We start from the raw sequence: 19,443 nt of genomic DNA on the forward strand, positions 1-19,443 counted from the left end.
TCCTCTTAAACTCTTATTCTGGAACGCCTTAAGCGCCCTGGTTCAACTCGTACCGCACCAGGAACAGGATCTCGATATCCTCCCAGGGATAAAAGTCCTCATAAACGACCTCGAACGTCGTCGGACCGGTCTTCTCTATCCCCTCGCCGCAGAACGAGACGAGATTTTCCGGGCGTCCCTTGTCGACGATCAGGCGAAACGTCCCGATCGGCCCGGCCCAGTTGCGGCCAGTGGAAAGCACGTATTCGAGCCAGGCCTCGGTATAGGGCGCCGACCACGGCTCCTCGGGCGACACCATATTGCGCCGCACCGCGTCGATCACCGGCGGATCGAGACAATAGCGCCGCTCGTAATCGGCCAGCGTCTGCCCGCCATCGTCGTAAAGGAATGAAACCGCCGCCGTCCCGCCTGTCCCTGGCGTATAGCGGTGTTCGACCGTCACGGTCTCGCCGGCCGGAAACACAGCCGTCCACGTATAGGCCGATTTGAGCGTCCAGGCGGGAAAATAGTAGGGCGCGTCGCCGCCAAACCCTGGATCCGATATCAATCCCAGCGCCACGAGATGGTCCTGTTCGGCAGCGGACAGCGCGTTGATCGCGTTCTCGGCAGCGCTGACATGCGGCGCGAGCGGCACACCGAGCTTGACCAGTTCCTTGGTCCGATCAACCCCAAGGGCAAAGACGCTCTGGTGCAGTTCGGCATCGACCGGCCGGCACTCGAACGTGGTTGAGAATTCGAAGACATTTTCGGGATTGTCCGACGGGTATCCGACCATGCCCTCGAATTCGCCGGTGATATCGGGCATCGGAAACGCGACGAGCACCTCCTGGTCCTCGGCCGTGAGGTTCTCAAATTTGTAGGTCACCCGCACTTCATCGAGCGAGAGATAAAGGTCCTCGCTGACCATGGCGATGTTGTCGTTCTGCGCAAAGGCCAGCCCCCCGGCCCCGAGCGTCGCCGCCGTATCGTTCCCGAGCGCGGCGCCAGCCAGCCCGGCCATAACCGCAAAACCGGCTATCCCTCTCACACCGAAACCTCCGCCTTGATGTGCGGGTGCGGATCATAGTCGATAATCTCGAAATCCTCGAACGCGAAATCGAAGATGGAGTCGCGCTTTGTCCTGATGGCAAGTTTCGGCAAAGGCCGCGGCGCGCGCGAAAGCTGCTCGCGGGTCTGGTCGAAATGGTTGGAATAGATATGCGCATCCCCGAGCGTGTGGACGAATTCCCCCACACCGAGCCCGGTCACCTCCGCAATCATATGCGTCAAAAGCGCGTAGGAGGCGATGTTGAACGGCACGCCCAGGAAGATATCCGCCGAGCGCTGGTAGAGCTGACACGAGAGCTTGCCGTTCGCCACATAGAACTGGAACAGGCAGTGGCACGGCGGCAGCGCCATGTCCTCGATCTCGGCCGGGTTCCAGGCCGTAACGATGTGGCGCCGCGAGTCCGGCTTGGTCCTGATCTGTTCGACAACCCCGGCGATCTGGTCGATATGCCCGCCATCGGGCGTCGGCCAGCTTCGCCACTGGCTGCCGTAAACCGGCCCGAGATCGCCGTGCTCGTCGGCCCACTCGTCCCAGATCTTGACCTTGCGCTCCTGCAGCCAGCGTACATTGGTCTCCCCGCGCAGGAACCACAAAAGCTCATAGATGATCGAGCGGATATGCAGCTTCTTGGTCGTCAGAAGCGGAAAGCCCTCATCAAGGTCGAACCGCATCTGATACCCGAACACTGAACGCGTTCCCGTGCCCGTCCGGTCCGCCTTGTCGACGCCGGTCTCCATCACATGCCGCAAAAGGTCGAGATATTGTTTCATGCGCCGAACGATACCCGATTCTGCATCCCCGCAACCGAACTTCGGTGGCCGGCCGCCAGATTTACCCGCTGCGCCTGAGGCCCGAAAGCCGCACCGCAACCCAGCCCGACGCGACGCCCAGCGTCATGCCGGCAAATTTGTAAACCACGTCCATCACGGCGCCATGCCGGTCGGGCCGCAGCAATTGCAAAGCCTCGAGCCCGACAATAATCGCCGCAAGGCCTGTTAAAATCAGCACGATCCGCCTGGGGTAAGCGAGGACAAATACGAACGCTGCGACCGCGAATCCCATGAACCGCTCAAGGTTGGCGTACCCGTGGATATGGGGCCGCCAGCCTACCGGACCGAGCGTAAGCAATAGAAAGGCGGCAAGAACCGTCCAGGCGAGAACTTTGGCGAAGCGGGACCCTGTCATAATGTTGTCATATGGCCTTCAGGGCCTATGGGAAAGGCATCATCCGCGATATTCCCCGCCGCGGTGGCGGATTTCGGTCGCAAGGACGGGAAGCTTTTGGCGCACGCATGACCGCTGCGCGGAATTCAAAAACCCGCGCCCCCCTTTCCATCCCCTTTCGGCCCGCCTATATTGGACCTGCCGGCAACGGCTATGGCGATAAATGGCCATCGTAATAAACCCATCGGACCCGGGGGCAGTACCCGGCGCCTCCACCATTACCCTTTTCTATAGGGCACTTATGGGGGCGAAACAGGATCGACGAGGGCGTAAAGGATGTTGCTTTCGCTCGGCATGGTACCGCCGTTATCGGACCGAACTTATAGTTGCCAACGACAACTATGCTGAGGCCCGTCTCGCTGCGTAATGCGGCGCGACAGCTTCGAATAAAAGCCCTGCACCTCTAGCAAGGTGTAGGCGGGGTCCGCAGGCACCTGGCAACAGAAGCCTGCATTTTCCTTTTGCTTGAATTTTTTGCCGCTTTTGGGTCTGTATGGGAGCCGACAGATTCTCCGCGCCAAAGCGCGGACGGCAAGCACCAGGGAGCCCAGTTCACCATGGCCGAAGACCATATCCGCTACGACATTCTGGCCCAGGAGGCCCTGCGCGGTGTCGTGCGGAAAGTCTTGACCGAGGTCTCCCGCACCGGGCTCCCCGGCGAGCACCACTTCTTCATTTCCTTCGTTACCCGCGCACCCGGCGTGCGCATCTCCCAGCGGCTGCTCGAGCAATACGACAAGGAAATGACCATCGTCCTCCAGAACCAGTTCTGGGACCTGAAAGTCACCGACACCGGTTTCGAGGTCGGCCTGTCTTTCGACGGCATCAACGAGATGCTGTTTGTCCCCTTCTCGGCCATCAAGGGTTTCTTCGACCCGTCCGTCCAGTTCGGCCTCCAGTTCGAGGTCGCCAATGCCGGCGAAGCGGACGCAAGCGAGGATGCGGCCGACGACGCCGGCATCGTGGATGCCGAAACGCCCGACGCGGCGGAACCCGAAGGCGACACCGAGGAAAAGGTCGTCAGCCTCGACTCCTTCCGCAAAAAGTAGGGCAGCAGGGTGCAAAAGCGCTCCCTGACAATTGCCGGCCACCGCACCTCGATCGCGCTCGAACCCGAATTCTGGAACGCCCTCGAGGCCATGGCCGCCACCCGCGGCCTGCCGCTGGCACACCTCATCCAGGACATCGACGAAAGCCGCGAGACCACCAATCTCTCCTCGGCCATCCGGGTGACCGTGCTCGAATGGTACCGCACCCGCGCCTCATAGCTGCGGAAAGGCGAAATTCCCTTCCGGCAGCGTCAGGATCGAAGGTGTAGCAGGAACCTCCATCGGCTCCTCGGGCAAGCTCAGATCGAGGGGCCCGAGAACCGGCGCGGAATTCACCTCTCCCGCCGGCGCCGCGTCGATGGCTTCCTGCGGCGTGTCGATGGCCTCTTCGGCGGCGGCCCCAGCCTCGTCCTCGGAAGCAGGCGCACCCTCGGCATCCGGTTCCGACGCGCCGGCTCCGAGTTCACCTTCGATCTCCTCGAGCGCCTGCTGCTGCTCGGCAGCCAGCCGCTCGGCCTCCTCCTGCTGCTGACGCAGGAGTTCTTCGGCTTGCCGCCGCGCTTCTTCTTCCATGAGCCGCGCCTGCTCCTCGGCCAGCGCCTGCTGCCGCGCCTCCTGTTCGGCCCTCAGCGCCTCGAGTTCGTCGAGTTCGACCTCCAGGGCCCGCATCTGGATGGCGTCCACCATCTGCGTGAGATCGAGCGTACGCTCGGGCGCCCCGAGCGGCCCGTCGAGCAGAACGCCGATCCGCCCCGTCGTCTCGGTGATCAGCCCGTTACCGCCGGGATTTTCCGTCGCCGCCAGCGTCACGGCCGTATCGAGCGCAAGCGTCTCGAGGTCGAGCACACCGCCGCCCAGCAGCCGCGCCTCCTCCCCGTCGATGGCAAAATTGCTCACGCGGATACTGCCCCCCACAAGCGAGAACAGCCCCCCGACCTCGTCGGCGGTAAAGCTGCCCGCATCGAGCGCCGCAACGACGATATCTTCGAGCGCCTGCGGCTCCATCTCGACGAGATTGTCGAGCCCCGCCGCGGTCTCGAAAACCCCTGGCGAAAGCCGTCCCACCGAAAGCCCGGACACCGAAAAACTCCCCTCCCCGTTGAGCGACCCGATCAGCCCCCGATAGCTGTCCCCGCTCCCCTGGAAAGTCCCGCCCGCCGTCAGCGTGCCCGAAAGCACCGCCGAAGGCGTTTCAGGCAAGAGGGCGTCAAGCGTCACCCCGTTAAGCGTGAACCGCCCCGAAAGGCTCTTGTCGGGCAATGCCGAAGCGCAGCACAGCGCCGCGTCGAGCTGGATCGTGCCGCCGCCGAATTCCCCAAAGAGCCCTCGTAGCCGGATATTCTCCGCTTCCCAGGAATAGTCGAACGCCAGCGCCTCGATGAGTGCGTCCTCACCCGCATAAAGCGCCGGCGCGGACACAGCGATGCGCCCGCGCGCCTGCCGTGGCGCCTGTCCGATCGCAACCGGCCCGTCCGGCCAGGCCCCCGGCACGCCGGAAACCAGCGCCGCGGGCCCGCCAAGCATCGCCGCGAGCGTCTCGATATCCAGCGCCTCGAACCGCAACGCCCCGCTCAAAAGCGCCGAATTGGCCTGCGTGGCATAAGTGAGATGCCCCGAAAGCCCGCGCTCGCCCGCAAGCGCGTCGATGCCCTCGAGTGTCACGCTGTCGGCACCCACGAACCCGATCTGCGCGGTCCCCTCGATGCGCGGGAACCACACGCCGTTCGCACCCGCCAGCTCCATAAGCGCCGCCGTATCCTCGAAGAGGAAGGAAACCTGCCCCTGCCCCCGCACCTCGGCGGGATCCGAAACCATGAGCGAACCGGCATAGTCGATCCGCTCGCCCCCGCCCTCGAGTGTGATCTCGGCGTCGAGCCGGTCCCGCGGGTCGCCCGAAGCGTTGACCGAAAGGATCGCACCGTCCACGCCCGCGATCACCGGTGCCAGCCCGAACTGCTCGAGCAGGACCGCGCCGCTCTGCGCCGTCGCATCGAGCGTCAGCGTAACCCTGCCCGTATCGAACGCCGCAATGCCCGCCGCAAGCCCTGCCGTCACGTCGATGTCGGCGGCACCGGCTTGCCCGGTGACGCTGATCGTCTGCGCTCCGTCCGCATCCGGCGGATCGAGCACGACGTCGAGTTCCGCGGGCAGGCTCGCAAGGGCGGCCCGGCGCAGAGGATCGTCCGGTGCGTCGCCGAAAACGGTACCGACCACGCGCGCATTGCGCACCAGACCGACATGCCCGCTCCCCGCAATCGCGGGCGCGGCAAGCGTGCCGGTCACCCGGCCCGACCCCTCGAACGCCATGCCGCCGAAGTCCTCGACCTGCAGCCCCTCGACCGTCAGCCCGTCCGCCCCCCAGCGTGAGGTGAGCGCCAGGTCGGAAAAATCCTGGCCCGCAAACGCCCCCGCCTCGGCGCGGATATCGATCCGCCCTTCGGGAAAGCTGACCCCGAACGCTCCCGCCGGATCGATGGACGGCATAAGCGCGATGAGCGCGGCACTCTGGCGCGCGTCGAGCGCGGAAAGGTCCGCATTGACCTCGAGCCGCGGCGCATCCCCGAACCGCATTTGCGCAACGACCTCGTGCGTGGTGCCCCCGAGCGCAAAAAGCCCGTCCTCGAGCCACAATCCGTCATTGGCGAGCCGGAACCGCGCGTTGAGCGACCCCGGCATGCCGAAAAGCGCCTCGGCATCCTCGGCCCGCTTCCACATGAGCGAGAGCGAATCCAGTCGCTGCGACGCCACCGCCAGCGTGCCGTCGAAGACCGGCCACCCGGCGGCGCGTCCGAGCGTTCCCGTCAGTTTGACGGTCGTTTCCCCCGGGAGCCGGCCGGAAAGCTCCTCGACATTCCAGGCTTCCCCGTCGCTCGATGCATAAAACCGCAGATCGCGCACGCCGATCCCGCGCAGCCCCAATTCCCCCACCTCGACGCTCACCTGCCCCGGCAGTTCCGGTATCAAGGGCTGCGGCATCGCGCGCAGGAGCCGCACCAGCCCGTACGGCTGCGGCCCGGTCTCCTCTTCGACGACCGGTGGCAACAGCGTCACGACGCCTCCTGAAATCTCCGCGTCGAACCCGGGGTCCGCACCGAGCGTCATCGACGCCGTCCCCGTGAGCCGCGTTGTCGCCTGGTTTTCGTCGGGCAGGTAGACGAATTCGTCGAGCACAATTGAGTCTGGCCCTGCGATGATCGGACTTTGCAACACTGCGGCCCCGGAAACCGCCTCGCCCGTGTCCACCGCCGCCTGCCGGTAGCGCAGCGTGCCGTCGAAGCGCGGCACCGTGCCGGTTTCAAGAAGCCCCTCCGCCGTTATCGAAAACGCACCCGACACCGGCCGCAGCGATGCGGTCACCTGCATGGCCCCTTCCGCGTTCATCGTCGACGTCCCGAACTGGACGCCGTAGGATGCCCCCTCGAACTCCGCCTGCGCCCGCATGGTGAAGGGGCCGCGCAGCCCCGTCATACCGAGTTCGCCGTTGAACGCGCCGGCCTGCCAGCTTTGCCCCGACCGCATGTCGCTGACCCGCACGACGCCGTCCTCGATCCGCGCGTTCTCGATCGAGACGTTCGACGCGGTCGCGGTTTCCGCCAGCGTGATCGGTGTCTCGAGCGCGCCTTGCGCGTTGACGGTGAGGTTGAGCTGCGGCCCGGTCAGCGACAGCTCGGTCACGTGGAACCGGTCGCGCAGGAAATCCATCAACGAGAAATCTGCCTCGACAAGGCGCGCTTGGGCCAGCGGCGCCGCTTCGGGCCCCAGCCGCACCTCCCGCATGCGCAAGCGCGGCTGCGGCAGCAGCACGAAGTCCATGTCGCCGGCGATCGAGACCTCGATTCCGAGCGCCTCGGCGGCCATGGCCTCCATCCGGCCCTTGTAGTCGTTCCAGGGAATGAACAGTGGAACGACGAACGCGGCCGCCAGGATCAGGATCGCCAGGGAACCGATTGCGATGTAGATGCGATTGGCCACCGGGAGCTGGCTTCCTAGAAAAGACGTTCGGCTCCGGGACTTTAGAATATAGACCCTGCACGTGGGAACCGGTTTCGGGGCGATATGCCGCTATTTTAATACCCCGGCGCGCCGGACCGCGGCCACGCCCTTGAGATCGCACCGCGACCGCCTTATCAGGGACAGGAAACAAGGCGGGACGCTTTAATGGCGCAATTGGGAAAGACAACGCGGCAGGTCCTCGGCGTCGTGCGCCGGTGGGTGCGCCCGCACTTCGCCGGCTTTCTCATGTTCAACCAGCCCCGCCTCTGGGCGCTCGCAATCGGACTCGGGCTCGCGGGCGGGCTCCTGGGCATCGCGTTCCGGCTCGCCATCGGCCTTGTCCAGTCCCTCTGGCTGGGCAGCGCTACAGAAACCGTCGTCACCGCACTGGCCGCGTTCCCCTGGTGGTGGCCCGTCGTGGGGCCGCTCGGAGGCGGCATCGTCGTTGGTATAGTCCTTTATTTCTGGCGCCCGCCGGGCCGTTCGGGCGGCGTCGCCGACGTGATCGAACTGCGCGCGCGCGAGCAGGAAAATTTCAGCTCGAAAGACGCGGCCATCGCCACCGCGATCTCCGCCATAACGCTGGGTTCGGGCGGCAGCGCGGGCCGCGAGGGTCCGGTCGTTTACGCCGCCGCCGCGGTGTCGCGCGTCTTTGCGCGTGCCTTCAACCTCTCGGCCGCCGCGCGCCGCATTGTTCTCGCCTGCGGCGTGGCCGCGGTGATTTCGTCTTCGTTCAACGCGCCGATCGCCGGCGTGCTCTTTGCCCACGAGGTCATCCTCGGGCACTTCGCCATGAGCGCATTCGTGCCCCTGGTCATCGGCGCGGTCGTCGCCGCCGTCATTTCCCGTGCCTGGTTCGGCGAAGACCCCGCCTTCGTCATCAGCGACTACCACATCACCTCGTACTTCGAGATCCCCGCATTCGCGCTCCTGGGCATCACCTGCGCCGCCGTCGCCATCCTGTTCCAGACCGCGCTCATCGGCGGCGACTGGCTCTCCAAGCGCACCGCGCTGCCCATCTGGGTCCGCCCGATGATCGGCGGACTTCTCGTGGGGATGATCGCGCTTGGCTTCCCGCACGTCCTGGGCGTCGGCTACGAGGCGACGACCATCGCCCTGGCGGGCTCCATGGAGCTCTGGCTGATGATCGCGCTCATTTTCGCAAAAACCCTCGCAACCGCGATAACGCTCTCCTCACGCGCCGGCGGCGGCGTGGTTTCGCCCACGCTCTATCTCGGCGCCATGACCGGCGGCGCCTTCGGCATCATCGCCACCTCCGTCTTCCCCCAATACGCCTCTTCGGTGGGCCTTTACGCCGTTATCGGCATGGGCGCCGTCGCCGCCGCCGTTCTCGGCGCTCCGATCTCCACCGCGGTCATGATCTTCGAATTGACCGGCGGCTTCGCCTTCTCGCTCGCCCTGCTGCTCGCCGTCGCCATTTCGACCGGCCTCTGCCAGGCGGTCATGGGCCGCTCGTTCTTTCACTGGCAGCTCTATACGCGCGGCCTGATCCTCGACGAAGGCCCGCACAAACAGTCCGCCCGCTTCATCCGCGTCCGCGATTTCATGATCCCGCCCGCCGAGGACGAAGACGGCGACTTCGACACCTCCGGCGACGCCCCCTGGCTCCGCCCCGGCGACACCCTCGAAGCCGCCCTGAAGGCCTTCGATACAACCTCGCAATCCCGCCTCCCCGTCGTCGACGGCACCTCGGGAAAACTCGTCGGCCACGCCCGCCACCTCGACGCCCTCGCCCGCTTCAACGCGGTCCTGGTCGCCCATTCGCGCGAGGAGCACAGCTGAACGAGAAAGGCCCGGGATCGCTCCCGGGCCTCAAATCGTGCACTGGCGCGGGGCTTATTCGACCGAGCCGATCGACCAGAAGAAGGTCTCGCCCGAGCTGTCGTCGACACCGTCATTGTCCGTCACGACGAACCCTTCGCCCGAGGGCGAAATCGCGAAACCTTCGACCTTGTCGACGACGTAGCCCCTGAAGCCCTGGAGGTCGGGGATGAAGTCGCGTACTTCTTCCTTTGCGACCACCGGCAACTCCCCGCCGAGTTCACCCGGCACCAGATCGGCAATCGCCACCCGGTAGAGCTTCTTGATCGCCGCGTTCTGGGCAATCTGGTTGTCGCGCTCGACGATATAGACATGGTCGCCGAAGGCCGTGATTTCGGAAAGCCCGACCCAGCCGCCATTGACAGGGGCATCGAGCGGGTAGCTCACAGCGCCCCATTCTTCGCTCTCGGGATTGTACGAGACGAGCTTGACGAACCCGTCCTCGTCGTCACGCCATTCGCGCTGCACCGCCATCCAGAGCGTCGCATCGTCGCCTTCGCCGACAACCGTCACGCCCTCGAAGCCGAAGCGGATCTCCGCATCCAGCAGTTCGGCCGGCAGCGCAATTTCGTCCTCGATCTCGCCATCGGCGTTGACGTGGTAGATCGCGTGCGGGATCAGCCGGTCGGACCGGCCTTCCGAGGCCAGCCAGAACCCGCCCTCACCGTCGAGCGCAATGCCCTCGAGGTCGAGCTTCTGTGCCGGGTTGCCGTCACGGGTGACGATCGTCTTTGCGGTGATCACCGCCGGGTGCGCCGTCGCATCGATGGTGTAGATCGCCGGTTCGGCGCCGTAGATGCTGTCCGAGACCGCATAAAGCGTGCCCTCTTCACCGGCGGCGAGGCCCGAAAGCGCACCCCAGCCGATCGGCAGCCCGTCGACCATTTCCGAAACGATGGTCGGATACGCCGCTTCACCTTCGCCGTATTCGTAGATCATCACGTGGCTGCCGCCGAGCCCGTCTTCACGCAGGTCTTCCTCATTGGCCGACACCAGAAGGTTGCGCGAAGGGATCGCCACCGCGCTCTCCGGCCCGATCCCCGATGGGATCGACTGGAGATACTCGGGCTCACCGCCCGTATCGCGATAGACCGCAATCAGCGAGGACCGCTCCTGCATGACGAAGATCAGCGTATCGTCGCCGAAATTCGCCACTTCCATGCCCTCGGGCTCGACGCCCTTGGCATCCGACCGCCCCTCGGGGTAGTGCCCGAGCGTCACCGTGATGTATTCCATCGCCGGCCCGGATTCGAACGCAACCGATCCGTCCTTGTTGTAAATGGTGAACCCGCGCGAACCGCCATTGTAGTCGCCCTCGTTGGCGGCGACGAAACGCTCGGTATCGATCCACCGAACCCCGTCAGGCTCGCGCAGGCGGCCCTCCTGGCTATCGGTAAACCGCAGCGCGCCGTCTTCCTCGGTATCGATATTGGCGAGATCGACAGCACCGGCGGAGAAATTCGAGATGATCTCGCCGGTTTCCCCGTTGATCACGACGAAATGGTTGTTCTCCTGCATGGAGACGACCAGTTCGTTGTTGGCATTGAAATCGGTGAATTCCGGCTCCGGATCGCTCGGCGCGACCTCGGCGAGCCCCGTCACATCGACTTCGATCGCGGAATCGCAGTCGGCCATGCCGTCGGCGACCGAAAAGATCGTGACATTGCCCGCCGGCATCTGCGGGATTTCGCCGTCATTGAGATCCTCGTCGCGTTCGTTCTCGATGGCGACCGCCAGCAGCGACCCGTCCGGCGACGCGGCCACCGAGTCCGGCTGCCCCGAAACCGCGCACGTGCCGAGGATCTCCTGGCTCGCGATGTCGATGATCGCGATATGCCCCGAGGGCTCGACATAGCTCTCGGACGTGTTGACGCCCGCATAAACGTTATTGCCGATCACGGTCACCGAGGTCGGCTCACCGTCCATGGCGACATAGCCGGCGGCCCTAGGATTGGCCGGATCGCTGATGTCGACGAAACCGATCCCGCCGCCCGGACTATCGGAATAGACAACCGTCATCCCGTCCTCGGACGCGGCGATGATTTCCGAAGACGTCGCCTCGGCATCCGGCGCATTGAGCGCGACCTCGAAGCTGGCGATACGATTGAAAACCTGCGCATTGGCCGGCATGGCGACCGAGGCCAGAAGGCCCGCGGCGACAGCCGTCAACAAAGTGGCTTTGGACATAGAAGGGTCCCCCGTCCATAAAATTCATGTGGATCACGGGGATGTCTCTATTGAGCCCACGCTACACTCTTGTGACAGCGTGAACCGCGCCTGTGCATATACTTTTGCGCCCAACGGGCCTATATATGTGCGGTGAGAACAAAATGAGATTCGGCGCAAGCTGTTTTTCGCATCGCCCCCCGAAAACGGACAAACCCGCCCCGCATGACAGCCGCCCCGCCACACCGTCCCTCCGGCCCCATCACGAGCCAGCTCCAGCCCAGGGAGCCTGGCTACCTCAAGGGGCTCAACGCCGAGCAGCGCGAGGCGGTGGAAACGACCGAAGGCCCGCTGCTCGTTCTCGCGGGCGCGGGCACCGGCAAGACGCGCGTTCTGACCACCCGCATCGCCCATATCCTCGCCACCCGCAAGGCGCGCGGCGGGCAGATCCTCGCCGTCACCTTCACCAACAAGGCCGCCCGCGAGATGAAGGAGCGCATCGGCCAACTGGTCGGCGCTTCGGTCGAAGGCATGCCGTGGCTCGGCACCTTCCACTCCATCGGCGCCCGCATTCTCCGCCGCCACGCCGAACTCGTCGGCCTGCGCCCAGATTTCACCATCCTCGACACCGACGACCAGATCCGCTTGATCAAGCAGCTCCTCGCCGCCGAGAACATCGACGAAAAGCGTTGGCCCGCCCGCCAGTTCGCCGGCATGCTCGACGCCTGGAAGAACCGTGGCCTCCTTCCCAGGGACATTTCCCCCGCCGATGCGGGCTTTTTCGCCAACGGCAAGGGCCAGAAGATCTACGCTGGCTACCAGGCGCGGCTCAAAACATTGAACGCCGCCGATTTCGGCGATCTCCTGCTCGAAGGCATCCGCCTGTTCCGCGAGAACCCCGAAGTCCTCGCCGAATTCCACGACCGCTTCCGCTACATGCTGGTCGACGAATACCAGGACAGCAACACCGCCCAGTACATCTGGCTCCAGCTTCTCGCCAAGGGCCCCAACAGCGGCGGTGCCCGGCCCGCCGTGGACGAGAACGGCGTCAGCACCTCCAACATCTGCGTCGTGGGCGACGACGACCAGTCGATCTATGGCTGGCGCGGCGCCGAGGTCGACAACATCCTGCGCTTCGAGAAGGATTTCCCCGGCGCGAAAACCATCAAGCTCGAACGCAACTACCGTTCGACCTCCAACATCCTCTCCGCCGCCTCCCACCTGATCGCCCACAACGAATCCCGCCTGGGCAAGACGCTCCAGACCGACGTCGGCGAGGAAGGCGAAAAGATCGCCGTCACCTCGGTCTGGGACAGTGAGGAAGAAGCCCGCCAGATCGGCGAGGAAATCGAGCAATACCAGCGCCAGGGCGAAAGCCTCAACGACATGGCGATCCTCGTGCGCGCCTCCTTTCAGATGCGCGAGTTCGAAGAGCGCTTCATCACCCTTGGCCTCAACTATCGCGTCATCGGCGGCCCGCGCTTTTACGAGCGCCGCGAAATCCGCGACGCGCTCGCTTACCTCCGCATCGTCGCCCAGCCCGCCGACGACCTCGCGCTCGAGCGCATCATCAACGTCCCCAAGCGCGGCCTGGGCGACGCGACCGTCCAGACGATCCACGACACCGCCCGCGCCGCCAATATCCCGCTTCTGGCCGCCATCCGCGACCTCGTCGCCACCGAGGAGCTCAAACCCAAGCAGCGCTCCACCCTGCGCGAACTCGTCGCCTCGATCGACGACTGGGCCGACCGCACCCGCACCATCCCCCATTTCGAGCTCGCCGAGCAGATCCTCGACGAATCCGGCTACACCGCGATGTGGCAGAACGACAAATCCGCCGACGCGCCGGGCCGGCTCGAAAACCTCAAGGAACTCATCCGCTCGATGGAGGAATTCGAAAACCTCGGCGGCTTCCTCGAGCACATTGCCCTCGTCATGGACCGCGACAGCGGCGAAGGCGCCGAAGACGCCGTCTCCATCATGACGCTCCACTCCGCCAAGGGCCTCGAATTCGACACTGTCTTCCTCCCCGGTTGGGAAGAAGGCCTCTTCCCCCACCAGCGCGCCCTCGACGAGAGCGGCCTCGCAGGGCTCGAGGAAGAACGCCGCCTCGCCTATGTCGGCATCACCCGCGCCAAAAAGCGCGCCCGCATCTCGCTGGCGCAAAACCGCCGTATCCACGGCCTCTGGCAGTCCGCCATCCCCACCCGCTTTTTGGACGAACTCCCCGCCGAAGCCGTCGAAGTCACCGACACGGGCTCCTCCTACGGCGGCTACACCTATGGCGGCCGCGCCGCCACCCGCTTCGACGCCCGCGACCCCTTCGACAGCGTCTACGAAACCCCTGGCTGGCAACGCGCCCAACGCCAGCAATCCGCCCGCAAAAGCCCCGGCCCGCTCACCATAGACGGCGACCTCGTCGCCCGCTCCTCCGGCCCCTCATCCGCCTACGCCATCGGCGAGCGCGTGTTTCACCTGAAGTTCGGATATGGGACGGTTACGGCAGTCGAGGGCAACAAGCTCTCAATTGATTTCGAAAAGGCCGGGCCGAAGAAGGTATTGGACAGTTTTGTGAAGCGGGGTTGAGCCCCCCCTTCTAGATAAACCGCTCCCCTCCCCTCGTCATCGCCGGGCTGGACCCGGCGACGTTTACGTCTTCGGGTCATCCGGAAGCGCGCTGGCGAATGCGGAGAGCCGCAAAAACCGGGCCCCAAAACCGGGTCGCGCCACCCGGCCCCATTCTGACATCCCTCCCTCCGTTCCAAACCAACGGAGGACAGAAAATGTCTCGGCTCAACGAAAAGACCGCCATCGTCACCGGCGCCACCTCGGGCATAGGCGAGGCGGCCGCCCTGCTCTTTGCCCAAGAGGGCGCCAACCTCGTCCTGTCGGGCCGCCGGCAGGAGAAGCTTGGCGAACTCGTCGCCCGGATCGAGGCCCTTGGCGCCCGTGCGATCGCGGTCGCCGGCGATGTGCGCGACGAGCGCCACGCCCAGGCCTGCGTCACGACGGCCATAAAGCAGTTTGGCGGCCTCGATGTCGCTTTCAACAATGCCGGCGCCGCCACGGTCATGGGCTCGGTCACCCGGATCGATCCCTTCGGCTGGCAGGAAACCATCGATACCTGCCTCACCAGCGCCTATCTCGGCGCCCGCCATCAGGTCCCCGCCATGCTCGAAAATGGCGGCGGGTCGCTGATCTTCACCTCGAGCTTCGTTGGCAACACGGTCGGCTTTCCCGGCATGGCCGCCTATGCCGCCGCCAAGGCCGGCCTTGTCGGCCTCGTCCAGACGCTCGCGGCTGAATACGGCGCCCGGGGCGTCCGCGCCAACGCGCTCCTGCCCGGTGGCGTCGATACCCCCTCGAACGCCGCCAACCTCCCCGACGCGGCGCCTGAAACCCGCGGCTTCATCGAAGGTCTGCACGCCCTCAAGCGCCTGGGCACCCCCGAGGAACTGGCCGAGGCCGCCCTGTTTCTCGCCTCGGACGCCTCGCGCTTCATGACCGGCGCCTCCATGCTGGTCGATGGCGGCGTCTCGATCACTCGCACGTAAGCGCCCGCCCGGCCGGATCGCCCCGGCCGGGCCCCCAAAAAGCCGCAATATTGCCCCGGCCCGGGAGGGAACTCGCGAGGATGCGCAGGTGTTTATCGTCTACCTGTGCAACGGAGCGCTCCCATGTCAGACATTCATCCCGGCATCGCCACCGCCAACCCCGACGCCAATCGCATCAACGCCCACGAGGACTACCTCACCGGCGGCGGCGTGATGACGTCCGAACAGCGCCGCGAACTGATCTACCTCGCCCAGAAAGCCGAGGAACCCGACGCCTATCGGGACGACCTGACCGCGCTCGAAGCCGAAAACCGGATCAAACTCCTGCGCAGGAAACTCGACGGATAGGCCGCCCCCCGGAGGCTCTTGTCCCACCGCCGGCACGCCCCTTGCAAGCCAGGGGGGCCCGGAGTAGCTGTGGGACAAAAGGAGCCTGCCAATGCCCACCCTCACCACGATCGGTTTCGACGCTGACGATACGCTCTGGGAAAACGAACACTTCTTCCGCCTCACCCAGCAGCACTTCACCGAACTGCTCGCCGATCATGCCGATCCCGAGCACCTCGCCGAACGCCTGCTCGCCGCCGAAAAGGCCAACCTCGCCCATTACGGCTTCGGCATCAAAGGCTTCACCCTCTCGATGATCGAAACCGCCATTGAGGTGACGGACGGCCAGGTGCCCGCCGAACTGATCGGTCGCATCCTCGACGCCGGCCGCGAAATGCTCTCGCACCCCATCGAAACCCTGCCCCACGTCCACGACACCCTCGAAGCGCTGACAGGGAGGTTCATCCTCGTCCTCATCACCAAGGGCGACCTCTTCGACCAGGAGCGCAAGCTCGCCCAATCCGGTCTGGGCGAGTTTTTCAACGCCGTCGAAATCGTCTCGGACAAGTCCCCCACGACCTACGCCACCACCTTCGCCCGCCACGGCGACGGGCCGGAAAAGGCCATGATGGTCGGCAATTCCCTGCGCTCAGACGTCCTGCCGGCCATCGAGGCGGGCGGCTGGGGCACCTATGTGCCCCACACCCTGACCTGGGACTACGAGCGCGCCGACGAACCAGCCGCCACGCCCCGGTTTGCAAAAATCGACTCGCTCGCCGAACTCAAGCCGCTGATCGACAACCTCTAGCCGCGCGCAACACTCGGGCGAAACTTGCCTGCGCTTGCGCGTGCGCAGTAGGGTCGATGCGACAAACAAAGGGGAAGTGCGCGATGGGCGATAAGATAGCGGTCGAAAACGTCAATCATCCCGGCAAGACAACGAATGTCGATGCCGAAAAATACAACGCGACCAAAGCCGCCTTTCTCAAGGGCCTGCCCAAGGCGCCTCCGGGCCTGACGCAGGCCGAGGTCAGGGAAGCCATCCGCCCGCACATGCCCGAACACCTGTTTCCCGGCGGCGACAAGATCGGCTGGTGGCAGAAATGCGTGCAGCTCGATCTTGAAGCCAAGGGCATCCTGGTGCGCGAGAACGCCAAGCCGCTGCGCTGGCACCTCGCCTGACGCCGAAACGACCAGGGGCTAGGATTTGATCGGGATCCAGATCTCCAGCCCGCCATGCCCCGAAACCGGGTCGAACGCCTCGCTGTAAAGCTCGAACAGCGCCTGACCGCCATCGGCCTCCTCTGCGCTATTGGGCATGTAATCGCTCCAAATGGCGTTCATGGTGTGCCGCAGCTCTGAAATATGGCCCTTGTGGGTGAAGGCCAGATAGCTTTGCGCCGGCAGCCTGATGACAGTGAGCGCCTCGGGCACGTCGCCCGGATCGTCCACCCTCACCCCGCTGGTGTACCGGAATGTGCCTTCGGCCTCATCGAAGCTGTCGCACAGTCCGTACCAGAGCCCGGAGCGCTCACCGAGCGTCCCTTCATACGCCTGGAACTCGGTCCATTGGGCCGGAATGCCGCCCACATCGAGATATTTATAGCGCCGGGCCAGGCCAACAATTGTTAGTCCTTCGGTCCTTTCGCGACGCGGTTCGGGGAGATCGATCGATTTTTCAGCTGCTCTTTCCATTCTTATGGGCTCCACAAGCAAGGTTTGATCCACCGCGTTTCCGTCCCGTACCGCTTCGGGGGTCATCCCGAACCGGTCGCGAAAAGCGCGGGTGAAGGCCTCGTGGGATCCGTATCCGGCCTCGAGCGCCACATGCAGGATCGATGGCGCGCCCGCCGCAAGTTGCCGCGCAGCTTCCGTGAGCCGCCGCCCCCGCAGATAATCCATCACCGAATAGCCGGTCGCCGAGATGAACCCCCGGCACATATGGAACCGCGATACGCCGCAGGCCCGTGCAATCCGGTCCAGGTCGATATCCTTGCGAAAGTGACTTTCGACGAACCACAGAACCTTGCCGACAAACCGCACCGGTCGCTCCCTTGTTGCCTTCACGCCGGCGACTATGGCGCCGCCCGCACCCCCCGGCTTGATAGGGCTTGCGCTTTTGTGCCCTGGCCTAAAGTCCGATCCCGCCGACCGGCTCGGTTTCGAACCGCTGGCCGAACCCTGCAATGATCGGCCGCGCTTTCGCGATCGCCATTTTGACGCTCTCGAGTTCGAGCGAGGCCCTATGGCTTTGCGCGCTGTCCCACACCTCGCTCACCCAGATCGCGTCATTGTTCTCGGTGTCCCGCGCGATCACATAGCTCAGGCACCCGGGCATCCCGCCCTCATTCTCTCGCAGAATGCCGATCAGCTCCTCGCGCTTGCCCGGCGCCGCCAGCATCTGCCCAATCAGCCCATACATGGAATATCCCTCCTTCCGCATCACGGCCTGATCAGGCCGCCGCAATAATCCAGCCCGTAGAGCACCACGCCGCCAATAGCGATCGTCTCGCGCCCGTGAAACTGCGCCACCGTCCCGCGCGAGACGTCGCGATAAACCCCGTGCGGCCCGTCCCATTCGAACCCGCCGAGAAACCGCCCCTCCGCATACATCGCGCAAAGCGCCGCCTTCGTCGTCTCACCCGCACGCCGGGCATCGAACATGTGCGGCCGCACGATATAGCCGTAATAGTTCATTGCCCAGACCGGCTCGCCATCGTGCCAGACGGTCTCCTGCCCCAGAAAGTCCGTGCCCCCGAAATAGCTGTCCCGGTAGGACCAGCGTCCACGGGCGTGACACATATCGTGCGCACCGGGCCGGCTCGACTCCGCCGGCGCTCCAGTGCCGACATACGTTGCCCGCTTGGCCTCCACGACAAAGCCCTCAAGCTCCGACAGGTCCATCCTCGCCCCCGAAAATGCCTTGGAACAAATAGAGAACAGGATGAACGGCTTGTCAAGCACGTCCCCGCCATTCGTGTTGACTTCCCCACCGCCCGCTTGCACAACCGCAGCCAAACGATCAGCCGAGCCCCCCGATGTCCCACGATCAGATTTCCACGCCCCTCACCAAGGATCAGGCATACGCCCTGGTCGACGCGGTCATGGAGCGCGACGATCTCGCGCTCACCGCCTCGGCGCACGAAGACGAAAAGACCGGCGAGTGGGTGTTCGAGGCGACCTGCGCTTCCCCGCCCGATCTCGACGCCTTCAAGGCCATCGCCCGTTCCGTTCTGGGCGGCGAGGTTGGCTTTGCGGTCGCCCCGCTCGACGAGGAGACCGATTGGGTCGCCCGCTCGCTCGAAGGCCTGCACCCGGTCACCGCCGGCGGCTTTTATATCTATGGCAGCCACGAGCTGAATGCGCCGCCCGCTGGCGCCATCCCCATCCGCATCGACGCCGCCCAGGCCTTCGGCACCGGCCATCACGACACCACCACCGGCTGTCTGCAGGCGATCGAGAAGATATTGAAACGCAAGCGCCCCATGCGCCCGATCGATATCGGCACGGGAACCGGCGTCCTGGCCATCGCCATCGCCAAGCGCCGCCGCGTACCCGTCGTCGCCTCCGACATCGATCCCGTCGCGGTAAAGATCGCCCGCGAGAACGCCCATATCAACGGGGTCGGGCAGTTGATCGTCGATGTCTACGCCGCCGGCCTCGACCACACGACAATCCAGGGCAATGCGCCCTACGACCTGATCGTCGCCAACATCCTCGCCGGCCCGCTCGTCGCGCTCGCGCCGGGCATCGGCCGCATTGCCGAACGCGGCTGCGCCATCGTCCTTTCAGGGCTGTTGAACACCCAGGCCCAGCGCGTCATTGCCGCCTACCGCCAGCAGGGCATGATCCTGCGCGATCGCATCGTGCGCAACGAGTGGACCACGCTCACGCTCGAAAAGGCATAACAAAAAGCCCCGACGGCGCATGCCGTTGGGGCTCTTTTTTCTCACGACCCGGGGCGCTAGCCCCAGGCAATGCGGTTTTTCAGCTTACTTCGCCACGCTCTTCTTGGACGTGCCGAAGTCGCACCCGTAAATCCGTGTGTAGCGGTCGACCTGGCGTGCAGCTTCGCGGCCGCGCGCCTCGATCATTGCGTCGAGTGCCTTGCGAAAGAAGCTCTTGTCTTCAACCATGGTCCGTCTCCGAAATCTGATCGGGTTTTCTATTTAGCGTTCGAGGCTATAGATAGACCCGTTCGCGATTGTTGGTTAGACCTTCTGGGTCAACCCAGCCATGC

At 64.8% G+C, this 19,443-nt stretch carries 18 protein-coding genes and 1 other RNA gene; 10 read left to right on the forward strand and 9 right to left on the reverse strand.

All coding sequences use genetic code 11. The features are described 5' to 3' along the window. Positions 1–28 precede the first annotated feature (28 nt). The 3 genes from LSG43_RS09320 to LSG43_RS09330 form a co-directional block, all read right to left on the reverse strand. Complete coding sequence (locus LSG43_RS09320; protein WP_231803406.1) at positions 29–1,027, reverse strand: DUF4424 domain-containing protein; 999 nt, start codon at positions 1,025–1,027, stop codon at positions 29–31. Beyond that, positions 1,024–1,818, reverse strand: coding sequence for a thymidylate synthase (locus tag LSG43_RS09325; RefSeq protein ID WP_231803408.1), 795 nt, complete (start codon positions 1,816–1,818; stop codon positions 1,024–1,026). Before LSG43_RS09325 ends, LSG43_RS09320 begins: the two co-directional genes overlap by 4 nt. A gap of 61 nt (positions 1,819–1,879) precedes the next feature. Continuing rightward, positions 1,880–2,233, reverse strand: coding sequence for a VanZ family protein (locus LSG43_RS09330; RefSeq protein WP_231803410.1), 354 nt, complete (start codon positions 2,231–2,233; stop codon positions 1,880–1,882). Positions 2,234–2,373: 140 nt separating this feature from the next. On the opposite strand from LSG43_RS09330, the gene ssrA reads away from it, so the two are divergent. From ssrA to LSG43_RS09345, 3 genes are all read left to right on the forward strand, one after another. Further along, positions 2,374–2,727: a transfer-messenger RNA gene (gene ssrA, locus LSG43_RS09335) on the forward strand. Positions 2,728–2,829: 102 nt separating this feature from the next. Further along, positions 2,830–3,321, forward strand: a complete 492-nt coding sequence (locus LSG43_RS09340) for an SspB family protein (RefSeq protein ID WP_231803412.1) — start codon at positions 2,830–2,832, stop codon at positions 3,319–3,321. 9 nt (positions 3,322–3,330) lie between these two features. After that, positions 3,331–3,540, forward strand: coding sequence for a ribbon-helix-helix domain-containing protein (locus LSG43_RS09345; protein WP_231803414.1), 210 nt, complete (start codon positions 3,331–3,333; stop codon positions 3,538–3,540). On the opposite strand, the gene LSG43_RS16620 is transcribed toward LSG43_RS09345, so the two are convergent. Beyond that, complete coding sequence (locus LSG43_RS16620) at positions 3,535–7,293, reverse strand: AsmA family protein (RefSeq protein WP_231803416.1); 3,759 nt, start codon at positions 7,291–7,293, stop codon at positions 3,535–3,537. The two genes, LSG43_RS09345 and LSG43_RS16620, sit on opposite strands and share 6 nt — an antisense overlap. A 186-nt stretch (positions 7,294–7,479) precedes the next feature. Between LSG43_RS16620 and LSG43_RS09355 the strand changes: the two genes are divergently transcribed. Then, the gene (locus LSG43_RS09355; RefSeq protein WP_231803418.1) at positions 7,480–9,117 is read left to right on the forward strand and encodes a chloride channel protein; all 1,638 of its coding nucleotides are present in this window, start codon (positions 7,480–7,482) and stop codon (positions 9,115–9,117) included. A gap of 54 nt (positions 9,118–9,171) precedes the next feature. On the opposite strand, the gene LSG43_RS09360 is transcribed toward LSG43_RS09355, so the two are convergent. Further along, entirely contained in the window at positions 9,172–11,343 is a 2,172-nt protein-coding gene (locus tag LSG43_RS09360) for an esterase-like activity of phytase family protein (RefSeq protein ID WP_231803420.1), read from the reverse strand. Positions 11,344–11,547: 204 nt separating this feature from the next. Between LSG43_RS09360 and LSG43_RS09365 the strand changes: the two genes are divergently transcribed. From LSG43_RS09365 to LSG43_RS09385, 5 genes are all read left to right on the forward strand, one after another. Beyond that, entirely contained in the window at positions 11,548–13,908 is a 2,361-nt protein-coding gene (locus LSG43_RS09365; protein ID WP_231803422.1) for an ATP-dependent helicase, read from the forward strand. Positions 13,909–14,105: 197 nt separating this feature from the next. Further along, complete coding sequence (locus LSG43_RS09370; RefSeq protein ID WP_231803424.1) at positions 14,106–14,876, forward strand: SDR family oxidoreductase; 771 nt, start codon at positions 14,106–14,108, stop codon at positions 14,874–14,876. Between the two features lie 123 nt (positions 14,877–14,999). Next, a complete protein-coding gene (locus LSG43_RS09375; RefSeq protein WP_231803426.1) occupies positions 15,000–15,224 on the forward strand; it encodes a DUF3072 domain-containing protein in 225 nt (74 codons plus the stop codon). 91 nt (positions 15,225–15,315) lie between these two features. Then, positions 15,316–16,011 carry an HAD family hydrolase gene (locus LSG43_RS09380; protein ID WP_231803428.1) on the forward strand — a complete coding sequence of 232 codons (696 nt, stop codon included), beginning with the start codon at positions 15,316–15,318 and terminating at the stop codon, positions 16,009–16,011. Between the two features lie 83 nt (positions 16,012–16,094). Then, positions 16,095–16,385, forward strand: a complete 291-nt coding sequence (locus LSG43_RS09385; protein WP_231803430.1) for a DUF6958 family protein — start codon at positions 16,095–16,097, stop codon at positions 16,383–16,385. 18 nt (positions 16,386–16,403) lie between these two features. Here LSG43_RS09385 and LSG43_RS09390 read toward each other — a convergent pair whose 3' ends face one another. From LSG43_RS09390 to LSG43_RS09400, 3 genes are all read right to left on the reverse strand, one after another. Next, positions 16,404–17,246 carry an AraC family transcriptional regulator gene (locus LSG43_RS09390; RefSeq protein ID WP_231803432.1) on the reverse strand — a complete coding sequence of 281 codons (843 nt, stop codon included), beginning with the start codon at positions 17,244–17,246 and terminating at the stop codon, positions 16,404–16,406. Positions 17,247–17,334: 88 nt separating this feature from the next. Beyond that, entirely contained in the window at positions 17,335–17,625 is a 291-nt protein-coding gene (locus tag LSG43_RS09395; RefSeq protein WP_231803433.1) for a putative quinol monooxygenase, read from the reverse strand. A gap of 20 nt (positions 17,626–17,645) precedes the next feature. Then, complete coding sequence (locus LSG43_RS09400) at positions 17,646–18,107, reverse strand: DUF5680 domain-containing protein (RefSeq protein WP_231803435.1); 462 nt, start codon at positions 18,105–18,107, stop codon at positions 17,646–17,648. A gap of 134 nt (positions 18,108–18,241) precedes the next feature. Here LSG43_RS09400 and LSG43_RS09405 point away from each other — a divergent pair, with 134 nt between their 5' ends. Beyond that, positions 18,242–19,111 (forward strand): 50S ribosomal protein L11 methyltransferase, encoded by an 870-nt coding sequence (locus LSG43_RS09405; RefSeq protein ID WP_231803437.1) that lies wholly within the window; start codon positions 18,242–18,244, stop codon positions 19,109–19,111. An 84-nt stretch (positions 19,112–19,195) separates the two neighbouring features. Here the strand turns inward: LSG43_RS09405 and LSG43_RS09410 are convergent, their stop codons facing one another. Beyond that, a complete protein-coding gene (locus LSG43_RS09410; protein ID WP_231803439.1) occupies positions 19,196–19,339 on the reverse strand; it encodes a hypothetical protein in 144 nt (47 codons plus the stop codon). Positions 19,340–19,443: the final 104 nt, after the last annotated feature.

Origin of the sequence: Pelagibacterium xiamenense, from assembly GCF_021166475.1 — a bacterium.
Lineage (GTDB): Bacteria > Pseudomonadota > Alphaproteobacteria > Rhizobiales > Devosiaceae > Pelagibacterium > Pelagibacterium xiamenense.